Source organism: Streptomyces tailanensis, from assembly GCF_008386495.1.
GTDB lineage: Bacteria > Actinomycetota > Actinomycetes > Streptomycetales > Streptomycetaceae > Streptomyces > Streptomyces tailanensis.
In genome coordinates this window covers 43,512-57,987 of record NZ_VTHJ01000011.1, presented here as the reverse complement: position 1 = coordinate 57,987, position 14,476 = coordinate 43,512, and the positions used below count along the sequence as shown (strand labels likewise).

Below are 14,476 nucleotides of genomic sequence, written 5' to 3'. Positions count from 1 at the left end.
CCCGCCGGTGGCCGAGCCGAGCATTCCACCAGGGGCCGCCTGCGGCTTGCCGCCAGTCGCCGAACCGGCCGCACCGCCGGACGTTCCGCCAGGGACCGCCTGGGACTTGCCGCCGATGGCCGAGCCAGCCGTACCGCCGGGCTTGCCGGATGCCGAGCCAGCCGTTCCGCTGGTCGCCGAACCGGAGGTTCCCCCAGGGCCCGCCTGGGTCTTCCCGGTGGGCGCCGAGCCAGCCGCACCGCCGGGCGTCGAGTCGGACTTCGCCCCGGTGGGCGAATCGGCCCTCCCGTCGGCAGAATCGGCCGTCCCGGCCGCCGTTGCCTCAGGCTCTGCTTGCGGCGTGCTCTCGGCGGCGGACCTGTCGCCGGGTTCCGGGACCGGGCCCGGAGCGCGGGGCTCCGGATCTCTCGGTGCCCAGCCCGCCGGGCTGTTCCGCTTCGGCTGCGGCTCGTCGCTCATCGTGCTGCCGTGCTCCTGTTTCGCGTCGTACGTTCATTTCCGTACGGCCTCGTACGCTTTGCGCCCGCTCCGGGCAAGTTTTGCACCCCTGGCTAAAGACTCCCGTACCGGCCGATCCGTTCCCGGATCCCGGCACGCGCCCCGCACGCCCCCCTGCGCCCCCTCCGCCCTGTCCGTCCCGTCCGAAAACCCATGGCACACCGATCCGGCCGCGGAATAGGCTTGTGCGCTTCGGCCCGGATCGGCCTCGACCTCGGCTTCTCGCCAGACTCTTCGCAGCGGATGGGGGTTTCCTCGTGGGCACAGGGCGGTTGTACGCCGCCGTCGCCGCCGGTGGATTCAGGCGGTACGCGACATATCGGGTGGCCACCGCGGCGGGGGTGTTCACCAACACCGTCTTCGGCTTCATCCTCGCATACACCTACATCGCCCTCTGGCACGAGAAGCCCCACCTCGGCGGCTACGACCAGGCGCAGGCACTCACCTATGTCTGGGTCGGCCAGGCGATGTTCGCGGTGATGGTGCTGGGAAGTGCCGGATTCGAGGCGGAGTTGATCGAGCGGATCCGTACGGGCGACATCGCGGTCGACCTGTACCGGCCCGCCGACCTCCAGTTGTGGTGGCTCGCCGCCGACATGGGCCGGGCGTTGTTCCAGCTGCTCGGACGGGGTGTCGTCCCCATGGCGTGCGGCGCGCTCTTCTTCGATCTGGCGCTGCCGGACGGCCCGTTGCCCTGGCTCGCCTGCCTCGTCGCGGTCGTCCTCGGCGCCCTCGTCAGTTTCGCGATCCGGTACATCGTCGCGCTGTGGGCGTTCTGGCTCCTCGACGGCGCCGGAGCGATGCAGATCACGTGGCTCACCGGTGTCTTCTTCTCCGGGATGCTCCTGCCGCTGAACGTCTTCCCGGGTGCGCTCGGCGACCTCGCCCGCCTCCTGCCCTGGTCCGCGCTGCTCCAGGCGCCCGCCGACGTACTGCTGGGCGAGGCCGACCCGCCCGGCACGTTCGCCTTCCAACTCGGCTGGGCGGTGGCACTGCTGGCGGTCGGGCGGCTGATCCAGTCGGCGGCGACGCGGAAGGTGGTGGTCCAGGGTGGCTGACCTCGACGAGCGCGCGGTCGCCCGGCCCGCGGAGGATCCGTTCGGCGAGTACGGCGTCTACAGCCGCGTACGGGACGGTCTGCGCGCCTACCGCATGATCGCCGCCATGTGGATCCGCTCCACGATGGCCTACCGCGCCTCCTTCGCCATGACGACCTTCGGCAACTTCGCGGCGACCTCCTTCGACTTCGTCGCCATCCTGCTGATGTTCTCCCAGGTCGACGAACTCGGCGGCTACGCCCTGCCCGAGATCGCCCTCCTGTACGGCACCTCCGCGGTCGCCTTCGGCCTCGCGGATCTGCTGATCGGGTCGATGGACCGGCTCGGCCACCGGGTGCGCGACGGCACGCTGGACACCCTCCTCGTACGGCCCGTGCCGGTGCTCGCCCAGGTCGCCGCGGACAAGTTCGCGCTGCGCCGCCTGGGCCGGGTCACCCAGGGGCTGTTCGTCCTCGGGTACGCGCTGGCCACGCTGGATGTCGCCTGGACACCGGTGAAGGTGCTGATGATCCCGCTGATGGTGGCGAGCGGCGGGCTGATCTTCTGCGCGGTGTTCGTGGGCGGGGCCGCCTTCCAGTTCGTCGCGCAGGACGCCTCCGAGGTGCAGAACGCGTTCACGTACGGCGGCGTCACCCTCCTCCAGTACCCGCCGAGCGTCTTCGCCAAGGACCTGCTGCGCGGCGTGACCTTCCTCCTGCCGCTCGCCTTCGTCAACTGGCTGCCGGGGCTGTACGTCCTGGGTCGGCCCTACCCGCTCGACCTGCCGACGTGGGTCGCCTTCGCGCCACCCCTGGTGGCGGTCGCGTGCTGCGCGCTCGCGGGGGTGGCGTGGCGGGCGGGACTGCGTACGTATCGGAGTACAGGGAGTTAGGAAGCCATGAACGATCGGTTCATCGAACTCGACCGGATCGAGAAGGTCTTCGACGTCCGCAAGAAGACCGGTTTCCTGCGCCGGGAGCGGCGCGAGGTGCGGGCCGTCGACTCGATCTCCTTCACCGTGGCGCGCGGCGAGATGGTCGGCTACATCGGGCCGAACGGTGCCGGGAAGTCCACCACCATCAAGATGCTGACCGGCATCCTGACTCCGAGCGGGGGCCGGCTGCGGGTCGCCGGCATCGACCCCTCCCGCGAGCGGACGCGGCTCGCGCGCCGTATCGGGGTCGTGTTCGGGCAGCGTACGACGTTGTGGTGGGACCTTCCCCTCATCGACTCCTACCGGCTGATGCACCGTATGTACCGCATCCCGGACGCCCGTTACCGCGAGAACCTCGGCCGCTGTGTCGAACTCCTCGAACTCGGCGCCCTGTTGGATGTCCCGGTACGGCAGCTGTCCCTTGGCCAGCGCATGCGCGGCGACATCGCGGCCGCGCTGCTGCACGACCCCGAGGTGCTGTACCTGGACGAGCCGACGATCGGGCTCGACGTCATCAGCAAGGCGAAGGTCCGCGAGTTCCTGAAGGACCTCAACACCGAACAGGGCACCACCGTGCTGCTCACCACGCACGACCTCCAGGACATCGAGCAGCTCTGCCGCCGGGTGATGGTCATCGACCACGGGCGCCTGATGTACGACGGCCCGCTGACCGGGCTGCACGAGGTGGGCGAGAGCGAGCGGACCCTCGTCGTCGACCTGGAGCGGGAGTTGCCGCCGATCGAGGCCGCGCCCGCCCGGGTCGTACGGGTCGAGGGGCCCCGGCAGTGGCTCGCGTTCCCGGCGTCGGAGTCGGCGGCGCCGCTGGTGGCGCGGATCGCGTCGGCGTATCCGCTGGTGGACCTGTCGGTGCGGGAGCCGGACATCGAGGCCGTGATCGCCCAGATGTACGCGCAGCAGGCGGTGAGCAATGCCGTCTCGTAGCCGGGCGGGGCGGTTCCTCGTACGCTGATTCGTATGACGGACGATCTCCCGGACCTTCCGGCCTCCGCGGACCTTCGGGCCTCCGACGCCGATCGTGAACGAGTCGCCGAGCAGTTGCGGGACGCCCTCGCGGAGGGGCGCCTCGACATGGAGGAGTTCGAGGACCGGCTGGAGGCGACGTACAAGGCGCGGACGTACGGCGAACTGGCGCCGGTCACCCGTGACCTGCCCGGCGCCCAGGCAGTGGCCCCGCCGTCGGTCTCGCTGGTCAAGAAGCCGACGGGGGACGGGAGTTGGACCGATCGGATCGTCGGCGGCGAGGGCTCGTCCCGGTGGGGCGTCGCGGTGATGTCGGGGTTCGAGCGCAAGGGGCGCTGGACCGTGCCGAGGCGGTTCGACTGCGTCGCGTTCTGGGGCGGCATCGAACTCGACCTGCGCGAAGCGAACTTCGCCGATCGCGAGGTCACCATCAACTGCGTCGCCGTCATGGGCGGCGTGGACATCGTCGTGCCGCCGGGCGTCGAGGTCCTCGTCCGCGGGGTCGGCATCATGGGCGGCTTCGACTACGGCGAGGACGGCGTCCCGGGCGACCCCGACGCGCCCCGCGTGATCGTCACGGGGTTCGCGTTCTGGGGTGGAGTGGGGGTCACGCGGAAGCTGCCGAAGTCGGAGCGGCAGCGGCTGAAGGAGGCGCGGCGGCAGGAGAGGCTGGAGCGCCGGGAGGCGCGGCGTGAGCTGGGCGCGTCCCGGCGTGACCATCTCCACGATCTGCATGACGCCCACCGTGAGGCGATGCGGGAGCATCGGGAAGCCTTGCGGGAGGAGCGGGATCGGCGTCGGGGCGGGGAGTGACTCCTACTGACCCCTACAGCTCCGCCGGAGCCGCGCCCTTCAAGTCCTCCAGGTCGAAGACCTCCCCCATCCGCTCGTACCCCCTGTCGCTCGGGTGCAAATGGTCCCCCGAGTCGTAGTCACTCCGCAGGCGCCGTGGGTCGTACGGGTCCCGGAGCGCCTTGTCGAAGTCGACCACCGCGTCGAACACACGGCCGGAGCGGATCTGGTCGTTGATGGCCCGGCGTACGGATTCGCGCTGGTCGGTGTAGCCGCGGTGGCCGTGGAAGGGCATGAGGGTGGCGCCCACGACGCGCAGGCCGCGGGCGTGGGCGCGGTCGACGAGGTCGCGGAGGCCGGCGACGATCGCGTCGGGGTCGGCCTGGCCGGGGTTGCGCAGGATGTCGTTGACGCCGAGGACGATGACGACGGCCTTGACGCCCGTACGGCCGAGTACGTCGCGCTGGAAACGGGTCAGACCGCTGGGGTTCCCGGCGGGGCGGCCGAGGCCGCTGACAAGGACCTGGTTGCCGCCGATGCCTTGGTTGACGACGCTGTAGCGGGGCGCGTCGGAGGAGCCGGCGGCGGCACGGAGGCGGTCGGAGAGGACGTCGGTCCAGCGCCGGTTCTCGCCCATGGTCGAGGTGATGCCGTCGGTGAGGGAGTCGCCGAGGACGACGACCGTGCCGTCGGCCTCGTTGCTCAGTACGTCCAGGGCGGTGACGTAGCGCCAGTGCGTGGACTGCGTGGTGTACGGCGTCCCGGTGACGTCCGCCGCCTGGTCGCCCTCGGCGGTGTACGAGATCTGCCGGGCCTGCGAGTGGTAGGTGGCGGGGCCGGACGGGGTGGGGGAGTAGGTGGTGATCAGTACGTCGCCGTCGTGCGGGATCGCGACCCGTACGGCATCGCTGACCACCTGTCGGCCCGCGGCGATGACCACGGTGGTTTTGCCCGCGAAGGTGAGGCGGCGCATGGTGTCGGCCGCGGCGGCGGGGGTGTTCGCCGTGGCGGCGACGGCGAGCGAGGCGTGGGTGATGGTCAGCGGCCGCTGTCCGTAGAGGTTGGACAGGGTGACGCGGGCGCTCGTACCGGCGGCCGACGTGTGCACGACGTTGCGGACCGAGTGGCCCGCGAGGCCGTTCGTCTCGGTGCCCGCCTCCGGTCCGCTCGGCGAGGCCGACCAGGCGCCGACCCAGACGCCGGTGGAGGCGGGGGCGGCGCTGCCCTGCGGGGCGCGGGTGAGCGCCTCCTGCTTCCGGGTGGTGCCGTCGTCGATGCCGACGCCGACGTAGATGACGGCCGAGATCCCCAGGATGAGGGTGACGATGCCCGCCAAGACTGCGCCGTGCCTTGTGGGGGACACCCCCACCCCCCCGGCGTGACGCTTGGTCATGCGGTGTGTGACTCCTTGCGCAGTGGAGCCCAAGGCTCCGTTGTGGTCACCCCATGATGCGTCATGGGGTGGGGGTTGCTTGCGAGAACCCCCATCTGTTCCCCCGCCCGGACAGACGCCGGGAACTCCTGATCCGTTCCGGGAGTAGGTCATGCAGTGGGTCACGCGGGCATGAAGGTATGGAGAAGGCGGAGAAAGGGACAATGTGTACGGGGGACAGGAACGGGTGGAGTGAATGGACCGTACGACAGCGGGAACGGACGGAACGGACCGTACGACGGCGGAAGCGGACGCCGAGCCGTCGCCGCGCGTCTCGCATCGCACCATGACCGTCTTCAGCGCCGCCGACGAGGAGAAGCAGCGCGGCGTCCGGCGGATGAAGCTGACCGCGACCGGGATGCTGCTCTTCGTGGCGGTGGTGTACGTGCTGGCCAAGTGGGCCTCGCACGCGGGCGCCGGCACCTGGGCGGACTATGTCGCGGCGGCCGCGGAGGCGGGCATGGTGGGCGCGCTGGCGGACTGGTTCGCCGTGACCGCGTTGTTCCGGCACCCCCTCGGCCTGCCCATCCCGCACACCGCGATCATCCCCACCAAGAAGGACCAACTGGGCGTCACCCTGGGTGAGTTCGTGGGGGAGAATTTCCTCTCCGAGGACGTCGTACGGCAGCGGCTGCGGGCCGTCGGCATCGGGAGCCGGCTCGGCGCGTGGCTCGCCGAGCCGCAGAACGCCGACCGGGTGACGGCGGAGCTGGCGACCGCGCTGCGGGGTGCCCTGACGGTGCTGCGCGACTCGGACGTCCAGGCCGTGGTCGGGGAAGCCATCACCCGGCGGGCGGGCGCCCAGGAGGTAGCGCCCGGCATAGGGAAGCTGCTGGAGCGGGTCGTCGCCGACGGCGGCCACCGGCGGGCCGTGGATCTGATCTGCGCCCGCGCCCAGAACTGGCTGATCCTCAACGAGTTGCAGGTGATGGACGCGATCGAGGGCGGCGCCCCCGGCTGGACCCCGCGTTTCGTCGACCGGCGGATCGGCGAGCGGGTCTACAAGGAGCTGCTCCGTTTCGTCACCGAGATGCGCGACTCGCCCGCCCATCCGGCGCGGGGCGCCCTCGACCGCTTCCTCACCGACTTCGCCGTCGACCTCCAGTCGGACACCGACACCCGCGCGCGGGTGGAGCGGCTGAAGGGCGAGGTGCTGGGCCGGGGCGAGGTCCAGGACCTCATCGCCTCCGCCTGGACCGCCGTACGGTCGATGATCGTGGCCGCCGCCGAGGACGAGCGCAGTGAGCTGCGGCTGCGGGTGCGGGCCTCTCTGCTGTCGCTGGGTACGCGGATGGCGACCGAGCCGTTGGCGCAGGCCAAGGTCGACAAGTGGCTGGAGGGCGCGGCCGTGCACGTCGTGACCACCTACCGCAAGGAGATCACCTCGCTCATCACGGAGACCGTCGCCGGCTGGGACGCCGAGCACACCACACGGAAGATCGAGGCCAACATCGGCCGTGACCTGCAGTTCATCCGGATCAACGGCACGGTGGTGGGTTCACTGGCGGGGCTGTTGATCTATACGGTGTCGCGGGCGCTGGGGGCGTAGCCCCTCCTCGTACTAGCGTCGGCCGTCCGTCAGGGCCATGGTGTGATGGCTCATCAGGATGCCGAGCGTCCCCTTCGTGTAGAGGACCGCTCCCGCGATGGACACGGGCACGCAGAGGCCGAGGACACCGAGCAGACGGGGCCAGGGGCGCTCGGCGGCACAGTCGGGGACGTTGCCGTCCGCGGTCTTCTGCCTCTCGAAGAGCGCGCCGTCGCAACCGCTGCTCTCCTCGGGGAGGAGCAACTGCCAGGCCACGTAGCCCCACAGGAGCGCGGCGAGGATCAGCAGCACGGTGCCGCGGTCCTTCCACTTCCCGGCCCGGTCCAGGACCATCCGATGGAGCTCCGCCTTCGGTATCTTCGCCGGTATCTCCGCGTCCCCCACGCGTGCCTCCCTCTGTGCCGCAAGTCCGGCATGTCCGATGGTTCCAGGCTAAGGGCCGAGGGGCGCCGCTACCTAGGTACGGGTAAGTACCGGTGCCGCCCCGAGGTCTGAGTACCCGTACTCTGTCCGCCCGCCGCCGCCCCCGGAACCCTCGTACGCATGACCGAGAAGCTGCTCCGCCCCCTGCGCACGCGCCCTTGGCCGGAACGCTGGCTGACCCGCCTGCTCGGCGCCGCCCTCGCCGCGGCCGCGTACCGCCTCTGTCTCCCGTGGGATCTGCGCAACCGGCCCGAACTGGAGGGATCCCTCAGCGAGACGACCCCCGTGACCGTCACCGGGGTGGTCGTCCTCGCCCTCGTCCTGCTGCTCCTCGCGGCCTACTTCGGCCGCCGGGACGCCCTCGCGTGGCCGTTGCTGCTGGTCGCGGTGGTCCCGTCCGCCCTGATGTACGTCTCCTTCCACGCCCACCCCGAACCGCCCGACGCCGCCGTCTGGCCCCTGGCCTGGGCGTTCTTCACCCTGGTGCTCGGCGCGTGGGTACTGGTGACGGCGTCGGTGGCGCGGCGGTTCAGGAAGGAGCCGGTGGACCGCGCGGCCGAGGGGTGGCTGATCAGGAGCGGGTCGTAGTCAAGGGGTGTCGCACGCTTTGGTCGTCGCCGCTCAGCCGTAGAAGTAGCTCGCGGCCTTCCGCTCCAGGTACGAGGAGTACGCCATGCCGATGGCCGGAGTGCCGCGGTACGTGCCCACGTACTGCTGCGTGCTGTCGACGACGACGGGCCGGGCCATGCAGGCCCACTTGTTGCGCTGCTGGGCCTCCGCCCACCGCACCGCCGCCGGGTCCACGCGGTCGCTGACCAGCAGGGGGAAGACGGCGATGCCGGTCTGCAGACCGGCCGGCAGGCCGCCCTTCGTCTTCTTCGCGTACGCCATCACCTGGTCGGTGAAGGTCTCGATGGTCGGGATGGTTATCTCGTGGACGGCCGCCGCCACCGTGAACAGGTGCAGCTTCGTCGCCATCCAGCGCCACCGGAAGTCGGCCCGGCGCCCGACGAACACGGGCACTCCGGCCCAGTCCTCCCACCAGGTACGGCATTCGTCGGCGGCGACGCGGGCGGCTACGGAGGCGAGGTAGGCCTGGGAGGCCGAATGCTGTGGGTGCATGGCCGGATCATGCCCGCACCCGAGCGCCGCTGGGAAGTCACGCCCCCGTGGTGGAACCGGGCCGAACGATCATCAGGATCGTGACGGTGGCCCACAGCAGGTTGAACACGCCGGTGAACATGGCGAGTTGGGCGGTGACTTTGAGGTCGGGGGAGGAGGCGGCGGAGTTGCCGACGCCGTCCAGGATCTCCTCCTGCCGGGGCAGTACGAGGGCCAGCAGGACCATGGCCGCGAGGCCGGTCAGCACCATCGACACGATCAGCCAGGCGTCGCTCAGCACCCCCATGCTCATCGCGGTGGCGAGCCCGAGCACGGGTACGGCGATGCCGACACCGCCGTAGACGCGGCAGATGCGATGCAGCAGCCGTACGACCGACACGGCCCGTTCGCTGTCGGGCTCAGCCAGCGCCTTGCGCGCGCTCGGCGGGAACATGCTGGCCGCGACGGTGATCGGCCCGACGGCGATGATCGCGGCGAGGACGTGGAGGGAGAGGAGGAACTTGGTCACGGTGGGACGGTAGGGCGCGGAACGATCTCGTAGAAGTGGCGGGATTGCCAGGCCTCAACGGATTCTCGCCAGCGCTGTGAGGGCAGGCCACAGGAAGCACATGTCCGCTTGTGTCTACTTGGCGGGAACCCGGCGCATGCCTACGCTCCCGCCATGCACACCGTGGCCGTACTCGCGCTCGACGACGTCATCCCGTTCGACCTCTCCGCGCCGATCGACACCTTCGGCTGGGCGCGGCTGCCGGACGGGCGGGAGGCGTACCGGGTGCGGGTCTGCTCGGTGGAGGGGGACGGGGAGGTGAAGGCGGGGCCCTTCAGCGTGCGGGCGCCGTACGGGCTGGAGGCGCTGGCGGAGGCGGACACGATCATCCTGCCGGGCACCCAGGACCCGACCGTCCCGCTGCCGCCCGGGGTGACGGAGGCCCTGCACGCGGCGGCGGCGAGCGGTACGCGGATCGCCTCGATCTGCGTCGGCGCGTTCATCTTCGCGGCGACGGGCCTGCTGGACGGGCTGCGTGCGACGACCCACTGGATCGCGGCCCCCGACCTGGCCGCGAGACACCCGGAGGTGACCGTCGACCCGAACGTCCTCTACGTCGACAACGGCCAGTTCCTGACCTCGGCGGGCGCGGCCGCGGCCATGGACATGTGCCTGCACATGATCCGCAAGGACCACGGCTCGGCGGTCGCCGCGTTCACCGCCCGCATGTGCGTCATGCCCCTCGAACGCGAGGGAGGCCAGGCCCAGTTCATCGTCCAGGACCAGCCACCGGCCCCCGCCGGCGCGACCATGGAACCCCTCCTGCGCTGGCTGGAGGAGAACGTCGAACGGGACCTGACCCTGGACGACATCGCCCTCCACGCCGGCACCAGCACCCGCACCCTGAACCGCCGCTTCCGCGAACAGACCGGCACGACGCCGCTCCAGTGGCTGCACCGGGCCCGGGTACGCCGCGCCCAGTACCTCCTGGAGTCCACCGACCACACCGTCGAACGCATCGCGACCCAGGCGGGCTTCGGCTCCCCGACGGCGTTCCGGGACCGTTTCAAGAGGGTGGTGGGGACGAGCCCACAGGCGTACCGGCAGGCGTTCCGGGCCTCCTGAGAGGCAGGGGCTCCTGGGACTGTGGGGTTACGCCCGCCGGTCGGTGACCACCCAAGAGGCCAGGGCCACCGCCCCAGCCACTCCGAACACCGCAGGCCAGGCTCCGACCTTCTTCGCCAGCGGGTGCGACCCGGCGAACGCGGCCACATATCCGGCGGCCAGTGCCCCGGCGGCCCTGCCCCCGGCCCGCCGTCGCCACTGCTCAGCCGCCGCTGCCCCGGCCACGGCGAGCGCGACCCCGCCGAGTTCCCGCTTCTCGGCCCACCGGGCCACGCTGTAGCCGCCGACCAACCCGACCGATTTGCCGCCACGATGGCCGAATTCCTCAACGGCCTTTAAGGGAAGGCGAGTTGGACATCGCGAACACCGCGCGGATGTGACTCAGGTCACCGGTGTTTGGTGGGGGAAGTGGCATGCCGGGTTCCATGATCCTGGCATGCTCATGCATGACTACTGGGGGGTAACCACCTCTTTCGCGTGCCATCCCTCACGTGCCATCAGTCACCGCTTGATCGAGTTGATCAAGCACCTCATGAAGCGCACCGTTCCTAGAAACTGAGCGGGAGTGAGTCCTGTTGCCAGAACCCATGCTCAGCCGAACGCCCCGAACGGTGTTGGGCGTTCTGGTCCCCCGCTTTCGCTCCGCATCCGGCGCGCACGGATCGTGTCCGTGGTCCGGGAATACGGGGGCGGTGTCCCTCACGCCCCGGAGTGCCCGGTCTGGCCTGGACGGTCCGATGCCCCTGCTTATCACTCCGGTGAGCAGGGGGCGGTGTCGTCCGTCGCCGGATCGGGTGCCCCAGGGCGCGCCTTCCGATCGCCACGGCTGCCGCCTGGTGGCGAGTGGTCTTGCGGGTCTTGCTTGTCAATGGCTTCTGCCAGTGCTGGGCTCCCCACCGGCTGGTGTAGGCCGGGTCGACGGCGATGACCGGGATGCCGAGTTCGGTCGCCATCGACACCAGCCGGGTCCGCAGCCGGGAGGTGGGCAGGTCGGAGACCAGCTTGCGGAACCGCTTCCTGCGGCCGTGCTTCTCCCGGGTCTTCTCCGCAGCGAAGTCGAGGTCTTCGATCGCGATGGCGAGGTGGTGGCGTCTGGCCCAGTGGAGCAGCCGGATCAGCGCGTGCCGGATCTGGGCATCGCGGTGAGCGGCGGTGCCGGTGAGGTCGTAGCCGAAGCGGAGCGGGGTGCCGACGGGGTTGCCGTGCTCGTCGAGGCGCCAGGCGGCAAGGTGGTCGGCGTTGGTGTCCACGCCGATCAGGCCATGGGCTCGGGCCGCTTCCAGCGGCACGGTCTTCACTGGGGGGATCGTCCAGGACGCGGTCAGGTACCAGCGGCCCCTGCTCACGTCTTCGTGGATGCGGTAGGCGACAGCCCGGTTCGCGGTGATGCGGTCGGCCCACTGCTCGCCCCGGTGCGCGAACGCCACGCGGGAGGTGAGGACGTACCGGCCGTGCGGGGCGTTGGCCAGGTGCGTAAGCGGTGCGGGCAGCTTGACCGACACCTCGCCGTCAGCAGTGACGCGGATGGTCTCGTTGCCGAACCGCTTGCCGGACTCGCCGTCGGCCTTCAGGAACCGGCGCCCGGCCTGCCACCGCGCACGCCACTGCTCCTCGGTGAGCTGAGCGGCGTCCAGGTGGTGGCGGGTGTTCAGCAGCCGCTTCCCGCCACGCACCACGCGCACGCATCCGGCCTCCCGGTCCGCCCGCACCGCCTGAAGCCGGTCCTCGAGCACGTGCAGGCGGCGGGACTTGGCAAACCACACCTGCCGGGTGCCATAGCCACCCGGAGCCTTCTTGGTGCCTTTCTCACCCACGGGCAGGGACAGGCGGTGCGTGATCGTCTCGATCCCGGCTTCGAGGCTCTGGATGTGGGCGAGCTGCCCGCGCCGGGCCAGCGCCCACTGATCGTGGGTGGCCTTCGTGATCGACCCGGCCCAGCGCGAGGAGGACTCCTCGGTCAGGACACGCTTGCGCTGCGCCCACTGCTCGCTGTCATGCTCCAGACCGGCCGCGCACCGCGCATTCAGGTCCCGGGAGGCCAGCGAACCCAGATGGTCACCGACGAGACGAAGAACCTTCTCGTCGTCGGCGGTCAGGTCCTTGAGTCGGGTACGGACCGCGACCCCCGAGGGGCCGGGCACCATGAACGGTGCCGCTACATCCCGCAGCCCACCCACCCCGTCACCCCCACCCGGTGCCGCAGACATCTGTCATCACATCAACGGCCACCACTGGTGAAGGTCACGCATTCGATGAAAGAACTTTCGTTCCCTACTTGTGGGCGCGCTTGCCGCTGCCCGAAGGCACACTCCTGCGCGCCAGGACGCACTCATGTGCCGTCCACCGCCACCTGTTCACAACCCCCATCAACCGCTCCCGAGGATCACGCGTGCACAAGCTCAGAAGACATGCCTTGCTTTCGGCGCTGTCGGCGGTCACCGTCGCCACCCTGCTGACCACCGGCTGCTCCGCCGACTCCGGTTCCGCCGCCGCCGACAAGGCCCCCGCCGCGGCGGCCGAGACCCCCGAGCCCGCGGCGGCCGAGGAGCAACTCGCCGTCGTATCGGCCGCGACCGGTGGCGCGACCCCCACCGCCGTGGCCGACGCGGATGCCGCCGCCGACCAGGGCAAGGCCAAGAAGTCCGCGCTCAAGGTCGCGTCGTACGACAAGAAGAGCGGCCGGGCGGTGATCTCGGCCCCGACGAAGTCGAACGACGACTCGTCCCCGACAGCGCCCTCGAACTCACCCTCGCCTTCCATCTCCGCCCCGGACGCGGACAAGACCCCCGACACCCCGGACGCGGGCGGGAAGCCGAAGGCCGCCGTCGCCGTCGGCGACGTCATCGCCAGCGCCCCCGCCCCCGGCGCCCCCGACGGCCTGCTCGCCGAGGTCACGAAGATCGTCGGCCCCGCGGAGGACGGCGGCGGCACGACGGTGGAGACGGAACCGGCGGAACTCAGCTCCGTACTGGGCGAGACCACGGCCGACGGCACGGTCCCCGTGGACCCGTCCACCATGGAGGTCGACCCGCTCGTCCAGGGCGTGAAGGTCTCCTGGGCGAAGACCGGTGACCTCACCTTCGGCCCCGAGGGCGCGAGGCTCCCGCTCGGCAGCCTGCGCATCGACGTCGGTGCCGCCGTGGCCACCGCGGAGGACGCCCCGGCGTCGGCCGCCGCGTCGGTCGAGGGCTTCGTGCAACTCGCCCCGGAGGTCTCCTTCTCGTACGACGGCTCCGGGTCCGGCACGGGCTCCTCGCCCGGCGGCGCGTTCCTGGGCCTGACCGGCGACTGGGCGTCGCAGTGGTCGTTGAAGGGCCGCGCGGCCGGCTCGACCGAGGGCAAGCCGATCCGGATCCCCTTCGCCGAACTCCACGCCGACCCCGTCATCCAGGTCGGCCCGGTCCCGATCGTCGTCAACCTCGACCTCGTCTGCTACTTCCAGGTGGACGCCGACGGCCGCGTGACCGTCGACGTCGAACAGGACCTCAAGGGCGACTTCAAGGTCGGCGGCAACTTCACCTGGTCCAAGGGCTGGACCGGCGTCAGCGAGTCCCGCATGACCGGCGAGCCCCTGAAGGCGACCGTCACCGCGGTCGGCGACGTCAAGGCGGCCCTGGGCGCCGAGGCCACGGTCGGCCTCTACGGCACGGTGGGCGTCACCGCCGACCTGGCCCCGTACCTGCGGGCGGAGGCCGAAGGCACGGCCGAGGGCTCGGCGAACGGCACGGGCTCGGCGTCCGGCTCCTGGGCCCTGTACGGCGGCGTGGACCTCACCGGCACCCTGAACCTCCAGCTCTCCATCTTCGGCACCCCCATCTTCCAGAAGAAGATCCCCCTGGGGGCGCTGCACGAGGAGTGGCTGCTGACGAAGGGCGAGGCGACGACGCCGTAGCTCCTACGGACGAGCCGTAGCGCTTACGGCAATCCTCACGGCCACGCGGGCTGTGCCTCAACCCCCGGGCACAGCCCGCGTGTTGCTCAGAATTGGCCTTTCGGTCGGATCGCCGCATGCAGCCTTTTCTGCGAAAACCCCCGCATGTTCTCCGTGACCCCCACCGGCCGGATGCGTACGATGCCAAGCCGCTCGGAATTGGCA

At 70.8% G+C, this 14,476-nt stretch carries 14 protein-coding genes; 8 read left to right on the top strand and 6 right to left on the bottom strand.

Annotated elements, in window-relative coordinates; all coding sequences use genetic code 11:
• The first annotated feature begins 755 nt into the window (after nucleotides 1-755).
• Genes F3T56_RS11580 through F3T56_RS11565 form a run of 4 tightly spaced genes read left to right on the top strand, consistent with a single transcriptional unit; the run spans nucleotide 756 to nucleotide 4,263 of the window.
• Entirely contained in the window at nucleotides 756-1,556 is an 801-nt protein-coding gene (locus F3T56_RS11580) for an ABC transporter permease (protein ID WP_149824802.1), read from the top strand.
• Nucleotides 1,549-2,427 carry an ABC transporter permease gene (locus F3T56_RS11575; RefSeq protein ID WP_149824800.1) on the top strand — a complete coding sequence of 293 codons (879 nt, stop codon included), beginning with the start codon at nucleotides 1,549-1,551 and terminating at the stop codon, nucleotides 2,425-2,427. The genes F3T56_RS11580 and F3T56_RS11575 overlap by 8 nt, the downstream gene beginning before the upstream one ends.
• Before the next feature lie 6 nt (nucleotides 2,428-2,433).
• Nucleotides 2,434-3,411: an ABC transporter ATP-binding protein gene (locus F3T56_RS11570; protein ID WP_149824798.1), complete on the top strand. Its 978-nt coding sequence runs from the start codon at nucleotides 2,434-2,436 to the stop codon at nucleotides 3,409-3,411.
• A 33-nt stretch (nucleotides 3,412-3,444) separates the two neighbouring features.
• Nucleotides 3,445-4,263, top strand: coding sequence for a DUF1707 SHOCT-like domain-containing protein (locus F3T56_RS11565; protein ID WP_149824796.1), 819 nt, complete (start codon nucleotides 3,445-3,447; stop codon nucleotides 4,261-4,263).
• 13 nt (nucleotides 4,264-4,276) lie between these two features.
• Here the strand turns inward: F3T56_RS11565 and F3T56_RS11560 are convergent, their stop codons facing one another.
• The gene (locus F3T56_RS11560) at nucleotides 4,277-5,635 is read right to left on the bottom strand and encodes an SGNH/GDSL hydrolase family protein (protein WP_149824795.1); all 1,359 of its coding nucleotides are present in this window, start codon (nucleotides 5,633-5,635) and stop codon (nucleotides 4,277-4,279) included.
• 235 nt (nucleotides 5,636-5,870) lie between these two features.
• Here F3T56_RS11560 and F3T56_RS11555 point away from each other — a divergent pair, with 235 nt between their 5' ends.
• Nucleotides 5,871-7,223, top strand: coding sequence for a DUF445 domain-containing protein (locus F3T56_RS11555; RefSeq protein WP_425473562.1), 1,353 nt, complete (start codon nucleotides 5,871-5,873; stop codon nucleotides 7,221-7,223).
• A 12-nt stretch (nucleotides 7,224-7,235) separates the two neighbouring features.
• On the opposite strand, the gene F3T56_RS11550 is transcribed toward F3T56_RS11555, so the two are convergent.
• Nucleotides 7,236-7,607 carry a hypothetical protein gene (locus tag F3T56_RS11550; protein ID WP_149824793.1) on the bottom strand — a complete coding sequence of 124 codons (372 nt, stop codon included), beginning with the start codon at nucleotides 7,605-7,607 and terminating at the stop codon, nucleotides 7,236-7,238.
• Between the two features lie 159 nt (nucleotides 7,608-7,766).
• On the opposite strand from F3T56_RS11550, the gene F3T56_RS11545 reads away from it, so the two are divergent.
• Nucleotides 7,767-8,234: a hypothetical protein gene (locus F3T56_RS11545; RefSeq protein WP_149824792.1), complete on the top strand. Its 468-nt coding sequence runs from the start codon at nucleotides 7,767-7,769 to the stop codon at nucleotides 8,232-8,234.
• Between the two features lie 33 nt (nucleotides 8,235-8,267).
• On the opposite strand, the gene F3T56_RS11540 is transcribed toward F3T56_RS11545, so the two are convergent.
• Both F3T56_RS11540 and F3T56_RS11535 read right to left on the bottom strand, forming a co-directional pair.
• A complete protein-coding gene (locus tag F3T56_RS11540) occupies nucleotides 8,268-8,768 on the bottom strand; it encodes a levansucrase (RefSeq protein WP_149824790.1) in 501 nt (166 codons plus the stop codon).
• Nucleotides 8,769-8,805: 37 nt separating this feature from the next.
• Nucleotides 8,806-9,276: a DUF2269 family protein gene (locus F3T56_RS11535; RefSeq protein ID WP_149824789.1), complete on the bottom strand. Its 471-nt coding sequence runs from the start codon at nucleotides 9,274-9,276 to the stop codon at nucleotides 8,806-8,808.
• 153 nt (nucleotides 9,277-9,429) lie between these two features.
• On the opposite strand from F3T56_RS11535, the gene F3T56_RS11530 reads away from it, so the two are divergent.
• A complete protein-coding gene (locus F3T56_RS11530) occupies nucleotides 9,430-10,380 on the top strand; it encodes a GlxA family transcriptional regulator (RefSeq protein ID WP_149824787.1) in 951 nt (316 codons plus the stop codon).
• Nucleotides 10,381-10,407: 27 nt separating this feature from the next.
• Here the strand turns inward: F3T56_RS11530 and F3T56_RS11525 are convergent, their stop codons facing one another.
• Entirely contained in the window at nucleotides 10,408-10,653 is a 246-nt protein-coding gene (locus F3T56_RS11525; RefSeq protein WP_246203568.1) for a hypothetical protein, read from the bottom strand.
• Nucleotides 10,654-10,928: 275 nt separating this feature from the next.
• Nucleotides 10,929-12,557 carry an IS200/IS605 family element transposase accessory protein TnpB gene (locus F3T56_RS11520; RefSeq protein WP_149824901.1) on the bottom strand — a complete coding sequence of 543 codons (1,629 nt, stop codon included), beginning with the start codon at nucleotides 12,555-12,557 and terminating at the stop codon, nucleotides 10,929-10,931.
• 212 nt (nucleotides 12,558-12,769) lie between these two features.
• On the opposite strand from F3T56_RS11520, the gene F3T56_RS11515 reads away from it, so the two are divergent.
• Complete coding sequence (locus tag F3T56_RS11515) at nucleotides 12,770-14,272, top strand: hypothetical protein (RefSeq protein ID WP_149824785.1); 1,503 nt, start codon at nucleotides 12,770-12,772, stop codon at nucleotides 14,270-14,272.
• Nucleotides 14,273-14,476: the final 204 nt, after the last annotated feature.

Coding starts and splice junctions, on each gene's coding strand:
- F3T56_RS11545 (WP_149824792.1), top strand. CDS start 7,767: ATGACCGAGAAGCTGCTCCGCCCCCTGCGCACGCGCCCTTGGCCGGAA.
- F3T56_RS11555 (WP_425473562.1), top strand. CDS start 5,871: ATGGACCGTACGACAGCGGGAACGGACGGAACGGACCGTACGACGGCG.
- F3T56_RS11570 (WP_149824798.1), top strand. CDS start 2,434: ATGAACGATCGGTTCATCGAACTCGACCGGATCGAGAAGGTCTTCGAC.
- F3T56_RS11530 (WP_149824787.1), top strand. CDS start 9,430: ATGCACACCGTGGCCGTACTCGCGCTCGACGACGTCATCCCGTTCGAC.
- F3T56_RS11560 (WP_149824795.1), bottom strand. CDS start 5,635: ATGACCAAGCGTCACGCCGGGGGGGTGGGGGTGTCCCCCACAAGGCAC.
- F3T56_RS11565 (WP_149824796.1), top strand. CDS start 3,445: ATGACGGACGATCTCCCGGACCTTCCGGCCTCCGCGGACCTTCGGGCC.
- F3T56_RS11540 (WP_149824790.1), bottom strand. CDS start 8,768: ATGCACCCACAGCATTCGGCCTCCCAGGCCTACCTCGCCTCCGTAGCC.